General features: G+C 28.1%; 31 protein-coding genes. All 31 read right to left on the reverse strand.

What is annotated here, in order from left to right:
* Positions 1-159: 159 nt before the first annotated feature.
* Entirely contained in the window at positions 160-573 is a 414-nt protein-coding gene (gene rplQ, locus D9V65_RS01950; protein WP_158341994.1) for a 50S ribosomal protein L17, read from the reverse strand.
* A gap of 57 nt (positions 574-630) precedes the next feature.
* Entirely contained in the window at positions 631-1,617 is a 987-nt protein-coding gene (locus D9V65_RS01955) for a DNA-directed RNA polymerase subunit alpha (RefSeq protein WP_158341996.1), read from the reverse strand.
* 25 nt (positions 1,618-1,642) lie between these two features.
* Complete coding sequence (rpsD, locus tag D9V65_RS01960; RefSeq protein WP_158341998.1) at positions 1,643-2,263, reverse strand: 30S ribosomal protein S4; 621 nt, start codon at positions 2,261-2,263, stop codon at positions 1,643-1,645.
* Positions 2,264-2,291: 28 nt separating this feature from the next.
* Positions 2,292-2,681, reverse strand: coding sequence for a 30S ribosomal protein S11 (gene rpsK, locus D9V65_RS01965; protein ID WP_158342000.1), 390 nt, complete (start codon positions 2,679-2,681; stop codon positions 2,292-2,294).
* 21 nt (positions 2,682-2,702) lie between these two features.
* On the reverse strand, positions 2,703-3,059 hold the full coding sequence (gene rpsM / locus D9V65_RS01970) for a 30S ribosomal protein S13 (protein WP_158342002.1): 357 nt from the start codon (positions 3,057-3,059) through the stop codon (positions 2,703-2,705).
* A gap of 95 nt (positions 3,060-3,154) precedes the next feature.
* Positions 3,155-3,271: a 50S ribosomal protein L36 gene (gene rpmJ, locus D9V65_RS01975; protein WP_158342004.1), complete on the reverse strand. Its 117-nt coding sequence runs from the start codon at positions 3,269-3,271 to the stop codon at positions 3,155-3,157.
* Between the two features lie 29 nt (positions 3,272-3,300).
* Positions 3,301-4,644: a preprotein translocase subunit SecY gene (gene secY, locus D9V65_RS01980; protein ID WP_158342006.1), complete on the reverse strand. Its 1,344-nt coding sequence runs from the start codon at positions 4,642-4,644 to the stop codon at positions 3,301-3,303.
* Positions 4,645-4,650: 6 nt separating this feature from the next.
* Entirely contained in the window at positions 4,651-5,091 is a 441-nt protein-coding gene (gene rplO / locus D9V65_RS01985) for a 50S ribosomal protein L15 (RefSeq protein WP_158342008.1), read from the reverse strand.
* 1 nt (position 5,092) lies between these two features.
* Positions 5,093-5,281, reverse strand: coding sequence for a 50S ribosomal protein L30 (rpmD, locus tag D9V65_RS01990; protein ID WP_158342010.1), 189 nt, complete (start codon positions 5,279-5,281; stop codon positions 5,093-5,095).
* A 6-nt stretch (positions 5,282-5,287) separates the two neighbouring features.
* Entirely contained in the window at positions 5,288-5,797 is a 510-nt protein-coding gene (rpsE, locus tag D9V65_RS01995) for a 30S ribosomal protein S5 (RefSeq protein ID WP_158342012.1), read from the reverse strand.
* 11 nt (positions 5,798-5,808) lie between these two features.
* On the reverse strand, positions 5,809-6,171 hold the full coding sequence (gene rplR, locus D9V65_RS02000; RefSeq protein ID WP_158342014.1) for a 50S ribosomal protein L18: 363 nt from the start codon (positions 6,169-6,171) through the stop codon (positions 5,809-5,811).
* A gap of 5 nt (positions 6,172-6,176) precedes the next feature.
* On the reverse strand, positions 6,177-6,713 hold the full coding sequence (gene rplF, locus D9V65_RS02005; RefSeq protein ID WP_158342016.1) for a 50S ribosomal protein L6: 537 nt from the start codon (positions 6,711-6,713) through the stop codon (positions 6,177-6,179).
* Positions 6,714-6,729: 16 nt separating this feature from the next.
* A complete protein-coding gene (gene rpsH / locus D9V65_RS02010; RefSeq protein WP_158342019.1) occupies positions 6,730-7,125 on the reverse strand; it encodes a 30S ribosomal protein S8 in 396 nt (131 codons plus the stop codon).
* 101 nt (positions 7,126-7,226) lie between these two features.
* The gene (rpsN, locus tag D9V65_RS02015) at positions 7,227-7,532 is read right to left on the reverse strand and encodes a 30S ribosomal protein S14 (protein ID WP_158342020.1); all 306 of its coding nucleotides are present in this window, start codon (positions 7,530-7,532) and stop codon (positions 7,227-7,229) included.
* Positions 7,533-7,553: 21 nt separating this feature from the next.
* Positions 7,554-8,093, reverse strand: a complete 540-nt coding sequence (gene rplE, locus D9V65_RS02020) for a 50S ribosomal protein L5 (protein ID WP_158342022.1) — start codon at positions 8,091-8,093, stop codon at positions 7,554-7,556.
* Positions 8,094-8,115: 22 nt separating this feature from the next.
* Complete coding sequence (gene rplX, locus D9V65_RS02025) at positions 8,116-8,433, reverse strand: 50S ribosomal protein L24 (protein ID WP_158342024.1); 318 nt, start codon at positions 8,431-8,433, stop codon at positions 8,116-8,118.
* 10 nt (positions 8,434-8,443) lie between these two features.
* Entirely contained in the window at positions 8,444-8,815 is a 372-nt protein-coding gene (gene rplN, locus D9V65_RS02030) for a 50S ribosomal protein L14 (protein WP_158342026.1), read from the reverse strand.
* 142 nt (positions 8,816-8,957) lie between these two features.
* The gene (gene rpsQ, locus D9V65_RS02035) at positions 8,958-9,212 is read right to left on the reverse strand and encodes a 30S ribosomal protein S17 (protein ID WP_158342028.1); all 255 of its coding nucleotides are present in this window, start codon (positions 9,210-9,212) and stop codon (positions 8,958-8,960) included.
* The gene (rpmC, locus tag D9V65_RS02040) at positions 9,205-9,405 is read right to left on the reverse strand and encodes a 50S ribosomal protein L29 (RefSeq protein WP_158342029.1); all 201 of its coding nucleotides are present in this window, start codon (positions 9,403-9,405) and stop codon (positions 9,205-9,207) included. Before rpmC ends, rpsQ begins: the two co-directional genes overlap by 8 nt.
* Positions 9,392-9,817, reverse strand: coding sequence for a 50S ribosomal protein L16 (gene rplP, locus D9V65_RS02045; RefSeq protein ID WP_158342031.1), 426 nt, complete (start codon positions 9,815-9,817; stop codon positions 9,392-9,394). Before rplP ends, rpmC begins: the two co-directional genes overlap by 14 nt.
* A gap of 16 nt (positions 9,818-9,833) precedes the next feature.
* Positions 9,834-10,541 carry a 30S ribosomal protein S3 gene (gene rpsC, locus D9V65_RS02050; protein ID WP_158342033.1) on the reverse strand — a complete coding sequence of 236 codons (708 nt, stop codon included), beginning with the start codon at positions 10,539-10,541 and terminating at the stop codon, positions 9,834-9,836.
* Positions 10,542-10,560: 19 nt separating this feature from the next.
* The gene (gene rplV / locus D9V65_RS02055) at positions 10,561-10,893 is read right to left on the reverse strand and encodes a 50S ribosomal protein L22 (RefSeq protein WP_158342035.1); all 333 of its coding nucleotides are present in this window, start codon (positions 10,891-10,893) and stop codon (positions 10,561-10,563) included.
* Between the two features lie 14 nt (positions 10,894-10,907).
* Positions 10,908-11,195 (reverse strand): 30S ribosomal protein S19, encoded by a 288-nt coding sequence (gene rpsS, locus D9V65_RS02060; protein ID WP_158342037.1) that lies wholly within the window; start codon positions 11,193-11,195, stop codon positions 10,908-10,910.
* A 21-nt stretch (positions 11,196-11,216) separates the two neighbouring features.
* The gene (gene rplB / locus D9V65_RS02065; protein WP_158342039.1) at positions 11,217-12,038 is read right to left on the reverse strand and encodes a 50S ribosomal protein L2; all 822 of its coding nucleotides are present in this window, start codon (positions 12,036-12,038) and stop codon (positions 11,217-11,219) included.
* Between the two features lie 23 nt (positions 12,039-12,061).
* Positions 12,062-12,358 (reverse strand): 50S ribosomal protein L23, encoded by a 297-nt coding sequence (rplW, locus tag D9V65_RS02070; protein ID WP_410049984.1) that lies wholly within the window; start codon positions 12,356-12,358, stop codon positions 12,062-12,064.
* Positions 12,359-12,360: 2 nt separating this feature from the next.
* Positions 12,361-12,984, reverse strand: a complete 624-nt coding sequence (rplD, locus tag D9V65_RS02075; RefSeq protein WP_158342043.1) for a 50S ribosomal protein L4 — start codon at positions 12,982-12,984, stop codon at positions 12,361-12,363.
* An 11-nt stretch (positions 12,985-12,995) separates the two neighbouring features.
* Positions 12,996-13,625 (reverse strand): 50S ribosomal protein L3, encoded by a 630-nt coding sequence (gene rplC / locus D9V65_RS02080; protein WP_158342045.1) that lies wholly within the window; start codon positions 13,623-13,625, stop codon positions 12,996-12,998.
* Positions 13,626-13,656: 31 nt separating this feature from the next.
* Complete coding sequence (gene rpsJ / locus D9V65_RS02085; protein WP_158342047.1) at positions 13,657-13,968, reverse strand: 30S ribosomal protein S10; 312 nt, start codon at positions 13,966-13,968, stop codon at positions 13,657-13,659.
* Between the two features lie 505 nt (positions 13,969-14,473).
* Positions 14,474-15,658: an elongation factor Tu gene (gene tuf / locus D9V65_RS02090; protein ID WP_158342049.1), complete on the reverse strand. Its 1,185-nt coding sequence runs from the start codon at positions 15,656-15,658 to the stop codon at positions 14,474-14,476.
* A gap of 45 nt (positions 15,659-15,703) precedes the next feature.
* On the reverse strand, positions 15,704-17,833 hold the full coding sequence (fusA, locus tag D9V65_RS02095) for an elongation factor G (RefSeq protein WP_158342051.1): 2,130 nt from the start codon (positions 17,831-17,833) through the stop codon (positions 15,704-15,706).
* A 94-nt stretch (positions 17,834-17,927) separates the two neighbouring features.
* A complete protein-coding gene (rpsG, locus tag D9V65_RS02100; RefSeq protein WP_158342053.1) occupies positions 17,928-18,398 on the reverse strand; it encodes a 30S ribosomal protein S7 in 471 nt (156 codons plus the stop codon).
* Between the last annotated feature and the right edge of the window lie 33 nt (positions 18,399-18,431).

Genomic DNA, 18,431 nt, shown 5'->3' on the forward strand with positions numbered 1-18,431 from the left:
AATCTTATATTATTTTTACGAATATATAAAATCCTAAACTAATTATCTTTTATTTAAGAACATAACAAAATTTAAAACGCTATGTTCTTAATAATTATATATAAATGTATATGTATAGTTAATAACTATCAATAACATCTTCAAAAAACTTAATTACACTTAATGTAATTTATTTTCTAACTTTTTAGTAGTATTTAATTTTAAAATATTTTCAGTATTTTTGTTCACCAGTTCGATATATGCTATTGGAGCACAATCTCCAGATCGTACTCCGCATCTTAATATTCTAGTATATCCTCCAGTACGATTTAAAAATCTTGGACCAATATCTTTTATTAATTTAAAAACAATTTTCTTATCTCTAACTTTAGAAAATAATCTTCTTCTATTAGATAAAGTATCTTTCTTAGAAAGAGTAATTAATGGCTCTACTATTCTACGTAACTCTTTCGCTTTAGATAAAGTAGTTTGTATTATTTCATACGTAAATAAAGAATAAGCCATATTTTTTAACATAGACTTCAAATGACCTCTTTTTCTATTTAGTTTACGTCCAATTTTTCTATGTCTCATCTCTATATTCCTTTAAAAAACTATATAGATTTAAATTACTCTATAATTTTAAATTTATTAAACATTTAACAACTTCTTTGGAGGCCAATTTTTTAAACGCATACCCAAGGAAAGATTTCTTAATGCTAAAATATCTTTTATTTCTGTTAAAGACTTTTTTCCTAAATTAGGAGTTTTTAATAATTCTACTTCTGTTTTTTGTACTAAATCTCCAATATAGTAAATCATTTCTGCTTTTAAACAATTTGCTGAACGAACTGTCAATTCTAAATCGTCGACAGGACGTAATAAAATTGGTTCAAATTCAGGTTTTTCCTCTTTAATTTCTACTTCTGGAATGCTACTTAAATCTACAAAAGCTTCTAATTGATCTGATAAAATAGTAGCTGATTTTCTAATTGCTTCTTCAGGATTAATAGTTCCATTAGTCTCTATTTCTAATACTAGTTTATCTAAATCAGTTCTTTGTTCAACTCTAGCTGCTTCTACATTATAAGAAACACGATTAACAGGACTATAACAAGCATCCAGTAGTAATCTACCTATTATTCTTTCACTACTATTCCTAACTCTAGCAGAAACAGGAACGTATCCTCTTCCTTTTTCTATTTTTATTCTCATTTTAATAGAAGAATTTAAATCTGTTAAATAACAAATATGATGTTTTGGATTAATTATTTCTATATTAGCATCGTGAATAATATTAGATGCTGTAACTACTCCAATTCCAGATTTTTCTAAAAATAAAATAGCTTTATCTTTTCCATGAATTTTTACAGCTAATTTTTTTAAATTTAATAAAATTTCCAGTATATCTTCTTTAATACCTTCTTTAGTACTATACTCATGTAAAACATTATCAATTTCTACTTCTGTAACAGCACTTCCAGGCATAAAAGATAATAAAATTCTACGAAGTGCGTTTCCTAATGTATGACCAAATCCTCGTTCTAATGGTTCTAAAGTAACTTTTGCACGAGTTATATTTATTTGTTCTACATTTACTAATCTAGGTTTTAGAAAATTTTTATTTAAAAGTGACATATATTCCTCTCTTAATGATGGTTCTTTATTTTGAATATAGTTCAACAATTAAATGTTCATTAATTTCTGAAGAAAAATCAACCCGTTCAGGAACTCTAATTAATTTAGCCTGCATAGTAGACTTATTTAAATTTATCCACGTGGATGGTTCTCTTTGTTCTGCTAACTGCATAGAATTTTTTATTCGAATATAATTTTTAGCATTATTTTTTATTCCAATAACGTCGTTTTTTAAAATTTGATATGAAGGAATATTTACTATTTTATCATTGATGGTAATTATTTTATGAGTTATTAACTGTCTAGATTCAGCTCTAGTTGAACCAAATCCAATACGGTAAACAATATTGTCTAATCTATGTTCTAATAAAAACAATAAATTTTCACCTGTATTTCCTTTTAATCTTGCTGCTTTTTTATAATAGTTTCTAAATTGTCTCTCTAGAACACCATATAATCTTCTTACTTTTTGCTTTTCTCTCAATTGTACACCATAATCTGATAATCTTGTTTTTTTTATACCATGCTGACCAGGCGGTCTATCTATTTTACATTTCGATTCTATAGATCGAACTCCTGATTTAAAAAACAAATCTGTTCCTTCTCTACGACTCAGTTTTAATTTTGGACCAAGATATTTTGCCATGTATTATTTCTCCTTAACATTGACTAATTTATACACGTCTTTTCTTAGGAGGACGACATCCATTATGTGGTATAGGAGTTACGTCTGTAATATTAGTAATTTTAAATCCAGCAGAATTCAATGCTCTAATTGTAGATTCTCTTCCAGGTCCAGGCCCTTTTACCATTACTTCTAAATTTTTTAAACCATAATCTTTTACTAATTCGGCACACCGTTCTGCTGCTACTTGTGCTGCAAACGGAGTAGATTTTCTAGATCCTCTAAAACCAGATCCTCCTGCAGTTGCCCATCCTAAAACATTTCCTTGTTTATCAGTAATAGTAACAATAGTATTGTTAAATGAAGCATGAATATGCGCTATTCCGTCTAAAACTTGCTTTTTTACTCGTTTACGAGTACGTATTGTGGTTTTTGCCATAATTCTTTTATAAAACTCCAATTATTTTTTTATAGATTTTCTAGGACCTTTACACGTTCTTGCATTAGTTTTGGTTCTTTGACCTCGTACTGGTAACCCTTTTCTATGTCTTAATCCTCTATAACATCCTAAATCTATCAAACGTTTAATACTTAGCGTTTTTTCTCTTCGTAAATCTCCTTCTACAATAAATTTAGAAATAGCTGTTCTCAATAAATCTATCTGTGAATCACGTAAATCCTTTACTTTACTATCTTCATTAACACCTATACTATTGCAAATTAACTTAGAACTAGAAATTCCAATTCCGTATATTTTTGTTAATGCTATTCTTATATGTTTATGATCAGGAATATTAATTCCTGCAATACGAGCCATAAAAACTCCTAAATATTATAGTACAAAAGTTAATTATTTATAATAAAGTTTTATTTAATGTTATTTAACTTATTAAAGTTTAATCTAAATATTATTTATCCTTGTCTCTGTTTATGTTTTGGATCGCTAATGCAATATACACGAATCACATTTTTTCTACGTACTATTTTACAATTTCTACATAATTTTTTTACTGATGCTCTTACTTTCATTTGTAGATCTCAATATATTTAATTAAAAACTATTTTTTTTTATTGTTAAAATATAAATTAGATTTTTTTAAAATAACATCATATTGATTTGATATAATTAAAGTTTGTATTTGAGTTATAAAATCTATTATAACTACAACAACTATTAATAATGATGTTCCTCCAAAATAAAACGGCATATTAAAAACGTTTTTTATAAATTCTGGCATCAAACAAATAAACATCATATATATAGAACCAATACATGTTAATTTCAGCATAATACTACTAATATACTTTTCTGTCTTTTCTCCCGGTCTAATTCCTGGAATAAAAGCTCCTGATTTTTTTAAATTTTCTGCAGTTTCTCTTGGGTTAAATGCTAATTGACTATAGAAAAAACAAAAAAATACTATCGATATAGCATATAACAAACTATAAAGAATATGACTGAATTTAAAAAATAGAATTATTTTACATAATACATTTAAATTATCCAAATGTTTACTTAAATACCAAGATGCTATAATAGAAGGAAAAATTAACATGCTAGACGAAAATATTGCTGGCATAACACCAGACATATTTAATTTTAATGGTAGATGAGTATTTTGAGTAGAATACATTCTACTTCCTCGTTGACGACCAGCATAGCGTATTGTTATTTGTCTTTGACACCGCTCAACAAAAACTACGAAAAAGATAGATATTGTAATAATGATCATTACAACTATATACTGTAATACAGTATATTCATTGTTATAAAATTGATTAATTATTTTACTAAAAATTGAAGGAAATCCTGATAAAATACTGATAAATATTAATATAGACGTTCCATTTCCTAAACCATATTCAGTAATCAATTCACTTAACCACATTAAAAACAATGACCCTGAAATTAAACTAAAAATAGCAATAAAATAAAAATAAATGTCAGGATTAAGAATAAAATATTTCATTCCAGGTAAAAATGGAAGGCTAGTAGCTAATCCAACTGATTGAAAAATAGCTAATAACAATGTCAAATACCTTACATACTTATTAATTTTTTTACTTCCTAATTCTCCTTCTTTTTTTAGCTTAGAAAAAGTAGGATAAGCTAAAGTTAATACTTGAATAATAATAGACGCTGAAATATAGGGCATAATTCCTAATGCAAATATAGAAGCTCTACTTAAAGATCCACCAGAAAACATATTAAATATGTCAAAAATTCCACTAGAATTAGAATATATAATTTTTGACAATACTGGAATATTAATTCCAGGAATAGGAATAAACGAACCAATACGAAAAACAATAATAGAAAAAACAAAAAATATTATTCTTCTTTTTAATTCAATTATTCCTTTATTATAATTTTTGTAATAGTTAATCAATTTATATTCCATAATAGATTATTCATTTTTAATTGTTCCACCACATGATTCTATTACTAAACGTGCTCCTTTTGTAACAGATAAACCTTTTACTATAAGAGATTTTTTTAAAGTACCATGTAAAATTATTTTCACGTACTTTATATTATTATTTATAATATTATTTTTCTTTAATTCATTAATAGTAATAGCATGTTTAGTATTTATTTTATTTAAATCTGATAAACGAACTTCTACTGTTAACTTTTTCTTTCTGGAAAAAAAACCAAACTTAGGTGATCGTCTATATAAAGGAGTTTGTCCTCCTTCAAACGTTCTGCTAATTTTCCTTCCACTCCTAGATTTTTGTCCCTTGTGACCTCTTCCACACGTCTTTCCTAACCCTGAACCAATCCCTCTTCCAACTCTTTTTTTTCTTGTAACAGAACCTTTTTGTGAAGAAATAGTATTTAAACGCATATTAAAATTCCTTTACTGCTAACATGTAAGATACTAATTTTATCATTCCTTGCAAAGAAGGATTATTTTTTCTTATAACAGTATGCCCTATATATCTAAGACCTAGTCCTTTTAAAGTAGCTTTATGCTTTGGTAATATTCCTATAGAACTTTTAATTTGAGTGATTTTTACACTATCATTATTTATCATTTTACTTCACTCCAATATGTCACTAATAAGTTTATTTCTTTTTTTAGCTACCATAGAAGGGGATCGCATTCTAGACAAACCATCTAATGTGGCTCTAACTACATTAATAGGATTAGTAGATCCATACGTCTTAGCTAATACGTTGTGTATACCTGAAACTTCTAATACAGCACGCATAGCACCTCCTGCTATTATCCCTGTTCCTTCTGAAGCTGGTTTCATAAAAATATTCGATCCAGTATGAGATCCTGTAACTGAATGTTGTAATGTTCCTTTATTTAATGGAATACTAATCATATTTTTTCGTGCTTTTTCCATAGCTTTTTGAATAGCAGCAGGGACTTCTTTAGCTTTTCCATATCCGAATCCTACTTTTCCACGTCCATCCCCTACAACCGTTAATGCAGTAAAAGAAAAAACCCTACCACCTTTAACAGTTTTTGATACTCTGTTAACAGCTACTAATTTTTCTTTTAAATCTCCATGAGAAACATTCTTTTTTTCAAATTTTGACATCCTATTTTACCTTAAAAATTAAGTCCTGTTTTTCGTGCTGAAACTGCTAATTCCTTTACACGACCATGATATTTAAAACCAGAACGATCGAAAGAAACTTTTTTAATACCTTTTTCTAAGGCTCTTTTAGCTATTTCTTTTCCAATAATCGAAGCAGATTTTTTATTTCCAGTTCCTTTTTTACTATTTATTATTCGTTTTTCTAAAGTGCAAGCTGATGCTATAATTGTACAAAAATCTGAGCTAATTACTTGAGCATATATATGTTTTGAAGTACGATGAACAACTAATCGAATTGCTTTTAACTCTTTTAATTTTTCTCTTGTTTTACGTGCTCTACGTAATCTAGACATTCTTTTAATATTAGGATTCATATAAATTATTTCTTTTTTGCCTCTTTAATTCGAACTTTTTCATGTTCATAACGTATACCTTTTCCTTTATAAGGTTCTGGTATTCTGTAACTACGCAAATTCGATGCTACTTGACCAACTAACTGTTTATTAGCACTTTTCAATATAATTTCAGTTGTAGATGGACTTTCTGCTAATACACCTTTTGGTAAAATATATTCAACATTATGCGAATATCCTAATGACATATTAATAATGTTTTTTTTTGATAAAGAAATTCTATATCCAACACCTGATAACTTTAACTTTTTAATAAATCCTGTAGAAACTCCAACTATCATTGAATATATTATTGATCTAGTAGTACCTGCTTGAGCCCAACTTTTAGAATCATCGACCTGAGTTTTAAAAACTAAAACATTACTTTCATACTGTACATTAACATATTTGTGTATTTTATATGATAAAGAATCGAATGATCCTGTTATATGAATTATTGGATAGTTTAAAACAACTTTTACTTCTTTTGGAACAACAATAGGTAATTTTGCAATTCTAGACATACACACACTACTCCAATTAAGCTACATAACAAATTATTTCTCCACCTAATCCTATTTTACGAGCATTCTTATCTGTCATAACTCCTTTAGAAGTAGATAAAATGGAAATTCCAAAACCATCCATAACCATTGGAATAGATCGCTTTTTTTTATATATCCTAGAACTAGGACGACTTGCTCGTTCTATTTTTTCTATAACAGCATGACCTTGAAAATATTTTAAAAATATTTCTAAAAAAAATATTTTTTTGCTTTTTTTTATTATTACATCTAAAATATATCCTTCTTCTTTTAATACTTTACTAATTTCTAATTTAATGTTTGAAAAACTTATTTTTACTGAAATTTTATTAGAAGCTTGACTGTTTCGTATACGAGTTAACATATCTGAAATAGGATCTTGCATGCTCAATTAAATTTTCTCCCCTTAAATCTTTCTACTATATATGTGTATAATACTTAAATAATAGACATAAATATTAAAAATATTGGTCTTTTGACACCGTATATAAACTACCAACTAGCTTTTCTTAAACCTGGTATTTCTCCTCTCATAGCAGATTCTCTTACTTTCATTCTACTTAATCCAAATTTTCTTAAATAAGCATGAGGTCTACCTGTTTGACGACATCTATTTCTTTGTCTGCACATACTAGAATCTCTTGGTAATGACTGTAGTTTTAACACAGCATCAAAACGTACTTCTTCTTTTAAATGAGAATTTAAAATAATAGATTTTAATTTTTTTCTTGCATTGAAAAATTTTTTAGCTAAATAAATTCGTTTTACTTCTCTAGCTTTCATTGATTGTTTAGCCATAATAATACATAATTCCTTTCTTTAATTTCTAAATGGAAAATTAAACGCAGATAATAATTCATATCCTTCAGAATCTGATAAAGAAGTAGTTGTAATAGTAACGTTTAATCCTCTTATTTTATCTACTTTATCATAATTAATTTCTGGAAAAATAATTTGTTCTTTTATTCCAAAATTATAATTTCCTTGTTTATCAAAAGAAGAACGAGGAAATCCTCTAAAATCACGAATTCTAGGTATAGCTATCGATATTAAACGATAAAAAAAATCCCATTTTCTTTTTCCTCTTAAAGTAACCTTACATCCTATAGGATACCCTTTTCGAATTTTAAATCCTGCTACTGATTTTCGAACTTTCGTAATCAATGGTTTTTGACCTGATATTAATGATAAATCTGATACAGCATTATTTAATATTTTTTTATCTGATATAGCAGTTCCTACACCCATATTTAAAACAATTTTTTCTATCTTAGGAACTTGCATTATAGAACTATAATTAAATTTAACCATAAGTTTCTTTATAACAACACTATTAAAATAATTATATAATATAGACATATAAATAATCCTTTTTTTCTTTCTATATAAGTATTTCATTACTGGACTTAAAAAATCTAAATTTTTTTCCTGATTGAAATTTAAATCCTATTTTTTCTGATTTTCCAGTTTTTTTATTTAAAACACCTACATTAGAAATATGAATATAAGCCTCTTGTTTTATAATTCCACCACTTTTATTTTGAGAAGGAACTGACTTTTGATGTTTAGTTACTATATTAATCCCTTTAACCATTACTTTATTACTATCTGATTTTATTCCTATAACTTTTCCTACTTTACCTTTATCTCTCCCTGATAAAATCATTACTGTATCATTTTTACGAATTTTAGCTGCCATAATTTTACCTTTATATTACTTCTGAAGCTAAAGAAACAATTTTCATAAATTTTTCATTACGTAATTCTCTTGTAACAGGACCAAAAATTCTAGTACCAACTAATTGTTCATTTACATTATTTAATAAAACACAAGAGTTTCTATCAAATCGAATTAAAGAACCATCAGTTCTCCTAACACCTTTTCTTGTTCTTATCACTACAGCTTTAAGAACATCTCCTTTTTTTACTTTTCCTCTTGGAATTGCTTCTTTTATAGCTATTTTAATAATATCTCCAATGTTCGCATATCTTCTCTTTGAACCACCTAATACTTTTATACAAATTGCTAATTTAGCACCCGAATTGTCAGCTACATTAAGAACAGTTTCTACCTGTATCATTTTAAATTTTATCTCTTTATTATATTCACAAAATTATAAAACATAGTTATATTATGTTTGTTAAACATATATGAAAAAGTCATGATATTAAACTATATACTTATTCTTATATAGTATAATACTATATTGAAATATAAATAAATTAAATAACTATTTTTTTTACTATACATACTAATTTCCATGATTTAGTCTTAGAAATAGGACGACATTCCTGTACTTTTACAATATCTCCTACAGAACATTCATTCTTTTCATCATGAATATGTAATTTAGTAGTACGCTTTACAAACTTTCTATACAAACTATGCTTTACTAATTTTTCTATTATTACCGTTGCTGACTTATACATTTTATTACTACTTATTTTTCCCTGTAATGTATTCTTTTTTTTAACCATTATCTTCATGCCTTTTTTCCATAAAAATAGTTTTAGTTCTAGAAATTTGCTTTCTAATTTTTTTTAATAAATGTGTTTGTTTTAATTTTCCTGATGAAAATTGCATTTTTAAATTAAACTGTTCTCTATAGAAAATTATTAACTGCTCATAAATTTTGTTTTTTTTTAAAGAACGCAATTTATCTATTAACATGTATAGTCTCTCTTTTATTAATAAATATAGTTTTTATAGGCAATTTTGATGATGCTAATTTAAATGCTTTTCTAGATGTTTCTTCAGAAATTCCTGAAATTTCATATAAAATTTTTCCAGGTTGAACTAATGCAACCCAATATTCAACATTACCTTTTCCTTTTCCCATTCTCACTTCTAATGGTTTTTGAGTAATAGGCTTATCTGGAAAAATACGAATCCATACCTTTCCTTGTCTTTTGATAAAACGAGAAATAGTTCTTCTAGCCGATTCAATTTGTTTTGCAGTCAACCTTCCGCGATCCACTGCTTTTAATCCAAACATTCCAAAACTAATCTCATCTCCTACTACTATCCCTCTATTACGGCCTTTATGCATTTTTCGAAATTTAGTACGTTTTGGTTGCATCATAATAAATGTTTATCCTTTATCTTCTGTTCTTTTTTTTCTTTCTGGAAAGTAAAGTAGGTTTTTCTAACCTATCTATTTCTTCAACTGAAGTCATTCCTCCTAATATCTCTCCTTTAAAAATCCATACTTTAACACCAACTATTCCATATGTAGTTTTAGCTATTGAAGAATTATATTCTATATTCGCTCTTAAAGTATGTAATGGAACTCTACCTTCTCTATACCATTCCGTTCTAGCTATTTCAGCTCCTCCTAATCTTCCACTCACTTCTACCTTTATTCCTTTTGCTCCTTGTCTCATAGAATTTTGAACAGCCCTCTTCATAGCTCGACGAAACATAACTCTTCTCTCCAATTGAGAGACAATGCTATCCGATACTAATTTTGCATCTAGTTCAGGTTTTTTTATTTCTGCAATATTTATTTGTGCAGGAATACCGGTAATATTTAAAATTTCTGATCTCAATTTTTCTATGTCTTCTCCTTTCTTTCCTATAACTATTCCAGGTCTAGCTGAATAAATAGTAATTCTAATACTTTTAGATAATCTTTCTATTACTATTTTTGATACTGATGCTTTTAACAATTTATTAGTTAAAAATTCCCGTACTACAAAATCACTATGTAGATTATTTGCAAAATTCTTACTATTAGCAAACCAAACTGAATTCCATTTTTTCACAATTCCTAACCGCATTCCGTTAGGATGAACTTTTTGTCCCATATTATATTACTCCAAAAACTTAAGTATCAGAAACAACTACTGTTATATGACTTGTTCGCTTTAAAATACGATCTGAACGTCCCTTAGCTCTAGGCATCATACGTTTCATGGTAGGTCCTTCATCTGCAAATATTTTTATAATTTTTAGTTTTTTTGAATCACAATTATTGTTATGTTCAGCATTTGCAATAGCAGATTGAAGAGTCATTCTAACAAAATGAGCAGCCTTTTTTTTTACAAAATTTAAGATGTTCATAGCTACTAAAACATTTTTCCCCCGTATTAAATCAGCGATGATACGTATTTTTTGAGCTGAAGAACGAGCTTTACAATATTTTGCTAAAATTTCCATCGTTATACCTTTAATTAACTCTTAGATGTTTTTTTCACTTTTTTATCTGAAGTATGTCCTCTATAAGTTCTTGTTAAAGAGAACTCTCCAAGCTTATGTCCTACCATTTCTTCAGTAATAAATACTGGAATATGTTTTTTTCCATTATGAACAGATATAGTTAAACCAATCATATTTGGAAATATAGTAGAACGCCGAGACCAAGTTCGTAACGGTTTTTTGTCTTTATTTTTAACTGTATTTTGTACTTTATTAAACAAATGTGAATCTATAAAAGGACCTTTTTTTAAAGAACGTGGCATATGCAACTACCTTATAAATAATTATCGAGTTCTACGACGTAAAATAAATTTATCAGTTCTTTTATTTTTACGAGTTTTTTTTCCTTTCGTTTGATAACCAGAGGGAGAAACTGGATGTTTACCAAAATTCCTACCTTCACCACCTCCATGAGGATGATCTACTGGATTCATAGCTGTTCCTCTAACAGTAGGTCTAACTCCTCTCCAACGAGATGCTCCTGCTTTTCCTAAAATTTTTAACATATTTTCAGAATTTCCTACTTCTCCTATTGTTGCTCTGCATTGAATTTCAATTTTTCTCATTTCTCCAGATCGCAATCTTAACGAAGCATAATTTTCTTCTATTGAAATTAACTGAGCATAATTTCCAGCTGATCTAGCTATTTGACCTCCTTTTCCAGGTTTCATTTCTACATTATGAATAAGACAACCTATAGGTATATTTTTTATCGGCAAAGAATTTCCAATATTAATTTCTGATTTAGGACCTGAAACTACTGTATCTCCAATGCTAATATTTTTTGGAGCAATTATATAGCTTCTTGTTCCATCTTTATATAATAATAATGCTATATTAGCTGACCTATTAGGATCATGTTCTATTCTTTCTACAACTGCCAAAACATTATCTTTATTTCTTTTAAAGTCTATTACCCTATACCTTTTTTTATGACCACCTCCAATATGTCGAGTAGTTATTCGACCATTGTTATTTCTACCTCCTGTTTTAACAATTTTTTTTAATAAAAGGGAATGTGCTTTTCCTTTATATAAATTAGTAGTAACTACTTTTACAGCATGTCTACGTCCTGGAGATGTTGGTTTATATTTAACAACTGTCATTTTTTTTCCTTTAGTACAACTATTTATTTTCTAGAATCAATTAAATCTAATTTTTGTCCTTTTTTTATAGTGACAAAAGCTTTTTTCCATTTTTTTCTAAATCCTATTTTTTGTCCATGTCCTTTTTTTTTTCTCTTTACGATTAATGTGTTTACGCTATCTACTTGTACAGAGAACAATTTTTCTACAGATTTTTTAATTTCATATTTTTTTGCAGAATATAATACTTTTAACACTATAGTATTTTTTTTTTCTGCAGAAATAGTTGATTTTTCAGAAATATGACGAGATAAAATTATATTTAATAAGCGTTCTTCCATAATCATACCAGCATATCCTCAATTTTTTTTACCGCTTTTACAGTAATCACTGTTTTATCAAATTTTATTAAGCTATATGGATCAATATAAGAAGCTTCTCGAACTTCTATTTTTTTTACATTTCTAGAAGCTAACATTAAATTCTCTTCCACTTTATTTGTAATAATTAATACTTTATCTAAAGATAGTTTTTTTGTTAATGCTATAACTTTTAATTTTTCTAATAACAATTTAGTTTTTGGATATTCTAACGAAAAATCTTTAAAAACTATAAATCTTTTTTGCCTTATTAGTTCAGATAATATACTTTTTAAAGCTCCTTTATACATTTTTTTGTTAATTTTTTTTGAATAATCTTTATTGCAAGATGCAAAAGTTACTCCTCCAGAACGCCAAAGTGGACTTCTTATGGAACCTGCTCTTGCTCTTCCAGTGCCTTTTTGTCTCCATGGCTTTTTTCCTGAACCAGAAACTAATGCTCTACTTTTTTGAGCTTTTGTTCCTTGTCTAGCGTAAGAAGTATATGCCACTATTACTTGATGAACTAAAGCCTCATTAAAATCACAACCAAAAACAGATCTAGATACAGGGACTAATTCCTGTATGTCTTGAAGTACTAAATCCATATCTAAATCCCTCATCCCTTAATAGCTGGTTTAACAATAATATTACTATTTTTTGGACCAGGAACAGATCCTTTAATCAGTAATAAACTATTATTTACATCAACTTCTATTATTTTTAAATTTTGAATAGTAGTTCTACTGTTTCCTAAATGACCAGACATTTTTTTTCCTTTAAAAACTCTTCCAGGAGTTTGATTTTGTCCAATAGATCCAGGCACTCTATGTGATAACGAATTTCCATGAGTAGCATCTTGCATTTTAAAATTCCATCTTTTGATAGTACCGCTAAATCCTTTTCCTTTTGAAAATCCAGTAATATCTACTTTATTAATATTTGAGAATATATCTACAGTCAAAATTTGACCAACCTTAAAATCTACAATATTTTCGACTCTAAACTCCCATAAACCTATTCCTGCTAATACTTTATTTTTCATAAAGTGTCCTATTGCAGGTTTTTTTAATCTATTATTCTTTATCTTACCAGTAGTTACTTGAACAGCATTATATAAATCTTTTTCTTTTTTTTTGATTTGTGTAACTCTATTATTATTTACTTTAACAACAGTAATAGGAATGACTATACCTTCTTTAGTAAAAACTCTAGTCATTCCAATTTTTTTTCCTACTAAACCTATCATTTTTAGTACCTCTAAATCACATTAAGATACCTTAACTTAAGCTAATTTGAACATCTACACCAGCAGCTAAATCTAACCGCATTAATGCATCTACAGTTTTTTCAGTAGGTTCAACGATATCAATTAATCTTTTATGTGTCCTAATTTCGTACTGATCACGAGCATCTTTATTAACATGCGGAGATACTAAAATAGTAAATCTTTCTTTTCTCGTTGGTAAAGGAATAGGACCTCGAACTTGAGCTCCTGTTCTTTTAGCTGTTTCTACTATCTCAGCTGTAGATTGATCAATTAGACGATGATCAAAAGCCTTAAGACGAATACGAATTCTTTGGTTCTGCATAGCATCAGAACTCCATTATATACAAACTATAAATTTACTCCATATACATGAAAATACATGTTATTTGGCGTAATCGTGTTAATATAAATCCTTTATTAGGAATTTTTGAAATAAGTTTTAATATTTTTATATTATATAGATAACCCTACAATTTAACTCCTACAAAGAATATTATATTCTTTAAAATAAAAAATAAAAATAAAGCTAAATCTAGCTATATTTTATCATATAAAAAAAAAAAAAAAAACTCATAAATTATTATTTACATATATAACTATATTATTAAATAAATAAATATATATATAAACATAAAATAAAACTTACTAAAAATACTATTTTTAGTATTAAAAAAAATTTAAAACAATTTTTATTTAATTAAATTCTACTTTCTGAAAAATTATTTTGTTTAAAACGAGAAAAGAGCATAAAAAAACTACTCCTTTCCCTATCTTTATTTATTATATTAAGTAACAAACATATAATAATACATTATTAGTTTTTTACATTAACTCATCACTTTAGAAACTACTCCAGCACCCACAGTTTTTCCTCCTTCTCTTATAGCAAAACGCAATCCTTCTTCCATTGCGATTGGATGAATTAAAGTAACCACCATTTCTACATTATCTCCAGGCATAACCATTTCTACTGAACCTAAAAGTTCAATTGAACCAGTTACATCAGTAGTTCTAAAATAAAATTGAGGTCTATATCCTTTTAAAAAAGCTGTATGCCTTCCTCCTTCATCTTTAGATAATACATAAACTTTAGCTGTAAATTTAACATGAGGTAAAATAGAACCCGGTTTTGATAAAATTTGACCACGTTCTATATCTTCACGTTTTGTACCTCTTAATAATACACCAACATTTTCTCCTGCTCTACCTTCATCTAATAATTTTCTAAACATTTCAACACCAGTACAAATCGTTTTGCTCGTTGGTTTGATTCCAACTATTTCTACTTCATCTCCAATTTTAATAATACCTCTTTCTACTCTTCCAGTAACAACAGTTCCTCTTCCAGAAATAGAAAAAACATCTTCTATTGGTAATAAAAAAGGTTGCTCAATAGCACGCTTTGGCTCTGGAATATATGAATCTAAAAAATCTGTTAATTCAATAATTTTTTCTTCCCACTTTGCATCTCCTTCTAATGCTTTTAAAGCGGATCCTCTAATAATAGGAGTGCTATCTCCTGGAAAATCATATTGTGTTAATAGATCTCTAACTTCCATTTCTACTAATTCTAATAATTCTTCATCATCTACCATATCACATTTATTTAAAAAAACTAATATATAAGGAACTCCTACTTGACGTCCTAATAAAATATGTTCTCTAGTTTGAGGCATAGGTCCATCTGTAGCTGCTACTACTAAAATTGCGCCATCCATTTGTGCTGCTCCAGTAATCATATTTTTTATATAATCAGCATGTCCAGGACAATCTACATGAGCATAGTGACGCTTTTCAGTATCATACTCTACATGGGAAGTATTGATAGTAATACCTCTTGCTTTTTCTTCAGGTGCATTATCTATTTGATCAAAAGCACGAGCCGTACCTCCATATTTTTTAGATAAAACTGTTGTAATAGCTGCTGTTAAAGTAGTTTTACCATGATCTACGTGACCGATAGTACCTACGTTTATATGCGGTTTAGAACGTTCAAACTTTTCTTTAGCCACTTTCTATATTCCTCATATGTTTATTTATGTTTTAAAAAATCACTATTATTTTTTTCTACTATCTAAAATAGAAGAAATTGTAGATTTTGAAGCTTCTGCATACTTTAAAAATTCCATAGAATAAACAGCTCTACCTTGTGTTTGAGAACGCAAATCAGTTGCATATCCAAACATTTCTGATAAAGGAACTTGAGCTGTTATAAACTTTGCGGACATTATATCTTCCATTTTTTCTATATGCCCCCTTCTTCTATTTAAATCTCCTATAACATCTCCCATATATTTTTCTGGAGTTTCTATTTCAACTTTCATAATTGGTTCTAACAAAATTGGGTTAGCTAAATTAAAAGCTTTTTTAAATGCAAAAGAAGATGCTAATTTAAAAGCAATTTCTGAAGAATCTACATCGTGGTATGAGCCGAAATGTAGTCTAACTCCAATTCCAACTACTGGATATCCAACTAGAGGACCTGATTTTAGCTGCTCTTGAATACCTTTATCAATAGCCGAAATATACTCCCCTGGAATTACTCCTCCCTTGATGTCATTAATAAATGTATAATTTACATCACTATCTTTCAATGGAAATAAATCAATTACTACATGACCATATTGTCCTCTTCCTCCAGATTGTTTAATATGTTTTCCTTCTACATCATTTACTCTTTTTTTAATAGCTTCACGATATGCAACTTGAGGTTTTCCTATATTAGCGTCCACATTAAACTCACGTTTCATACGGTCTACAATAATTTCTAAATGCAATTCTCCCATTCCTGATATAATAGTTTGATTAGATTCAATATCAACATGTACTCGAAATGAAGGATCTTCTTTCGCAAGACGAGCTAATGCAGAACCCATTCTTTCTTGATCAGATTTTGTCTTAGGTTCAACTGCAATAGATATTACTGGTTCTGGAAACTCCATTTTTTCCAAAACAACAGGATTGTTCTGATCACATAAAGTATCGCCTGTAGTAACATTTTTTAAACCTATTGCAGCGGCTATATCTCCAGCATATACTTCTTTTATTTCTTCTCTCTTATTTGCATGCATTTGAACAATACGACCTAATCGTTCTTTTTGATCTTTAACAGAATTAAAAATAGTATCTCCAGAACGAACAATCCCTGAATAAACTCGAAAAAACGTTAAATTTCCAACAAACGGGTCATTTGCTATTTTAAAAGCTAAAGCTGAAAAAGATTTTTTATCTAAAGAATCAATATTATTAGAAATAATGTTATTGTGTCTAGTATTCTTATTATCGTTTTTTAATTCTTTTTCTAACTTTACAACATCTAAAGGAGAAGGTAAATATTCTATAATAGCATCTAATAAAGCTTGTACACCTTTGTTTTTAAAAGCAGAACCACAAGTTACTAACATTATTTCATTTTTTAATGCCCTTTTTCTTAAACAATTTTTTATTTCTTTTTCAGATATATATTGATTATTTAAATATTTATTCATCAAAAATTCATCTTCTTCTACTGCTGCTTCGATCAAATGCTGTCTCCATTTATCAGCAATAACTTGCATATCTACAGGTATATTTTCATATTTAAAAGTAATACCTTGATCTTCTCCATTCCAACTAATAGCTTTCATTTTTATTAAATCAATCAATCCTGTAAAATTTTCTTCTTTTCCAATAGAAAGTTGAAGTGGAACTGGATTAGCACCTAATCTAACTTTAATTTGTTCTACTACTTTTAAAAAATCAGCTCCCATTCTATCCATTTTATTCACAAAAGCAATGCGTGGAACCTTGTATTTATTAGCCTGCCTCCATACTGTTTCAGATTGAGGTTGAACTCCTCCTACTGCACAATATACCATTACTACTCCGTCTAGTACTCTCATTGATCTTTCTACTTCTATAGTAAAATCAACATGTCCTGGCGTATCAATAATATTTATTCTATGTGGTTTAAACTGATTTGCCATTCCAGACCAAAACGTTGTAGTAGCAGCAGAAGTGATTGTAATTCCTCTTTCTTGTTCTTGCTCCATCCAATCCATAGTAGCTGCTCCATCATGAACTTCTCCTATTTTATGATTTATTCCTGTATAAAATAAAATTCGTTCTGTAGTTGTAGTTTTTCCAGCATCAATATGAGCACTAATTCCAATATTACGGTAATGTATAATAGGTGTTATACGAGCCATTATTTCTTCTGCCTTTTTATATTAATAAACATACTGGGACTAAATAAGAAATTTAATTTTACTTAGTACAAATGTAAAATAATTTATTTTATTTTTACCAACGATAATGTGCAAATGCTTTATTAGCTTCAGCCATTTTATGCACTTCTTCTCGTTTTCTCACTGCAGCTCCTTTATTATCTATAGCATCAAGCAACTCATGAAACAAACGTAATGTCATAGATTTATCTTTTCTTTTTCTAGCTGATGAAATTATCCATCTCATAGCTAAAGCATTACGCCTTACTAAACGAACTTCAACTGGTACTTGATAAGTAGAACCACCTACTCTACGTGATTTGACTTCTACTACTGGACGAACATTTTCAAAAGCAATTTCAATAGCATCTATTTCTTTTTTTCCAATTTTTTTTGATAATTTATCTAACGCACTGTAAACAATACATTCTGCAATAGATTTCTTTCCATTTACCATTAATATATTAATAAACTTAGCTAATAATTCAGAAGAAAACTTTGGATCAGGTAAAATTTTTCGATTATTTACTACTCTTCTTCTTGGCATATAGTTCTCCTATTTTAAAAAATATTCATTTAA

Source organism: Buchnera aphidicola (Anoecia oenotherae) (assembly GCF_005080765.1).
GTDB classification, from domain to species: domain Bacteria; phylum Pseudomonadota; class Gammaproteobacteria; order Enterobacterales; family Enterobacteriaceae; genus Buchnera_E; species Buchnera_E aphidicola_AB.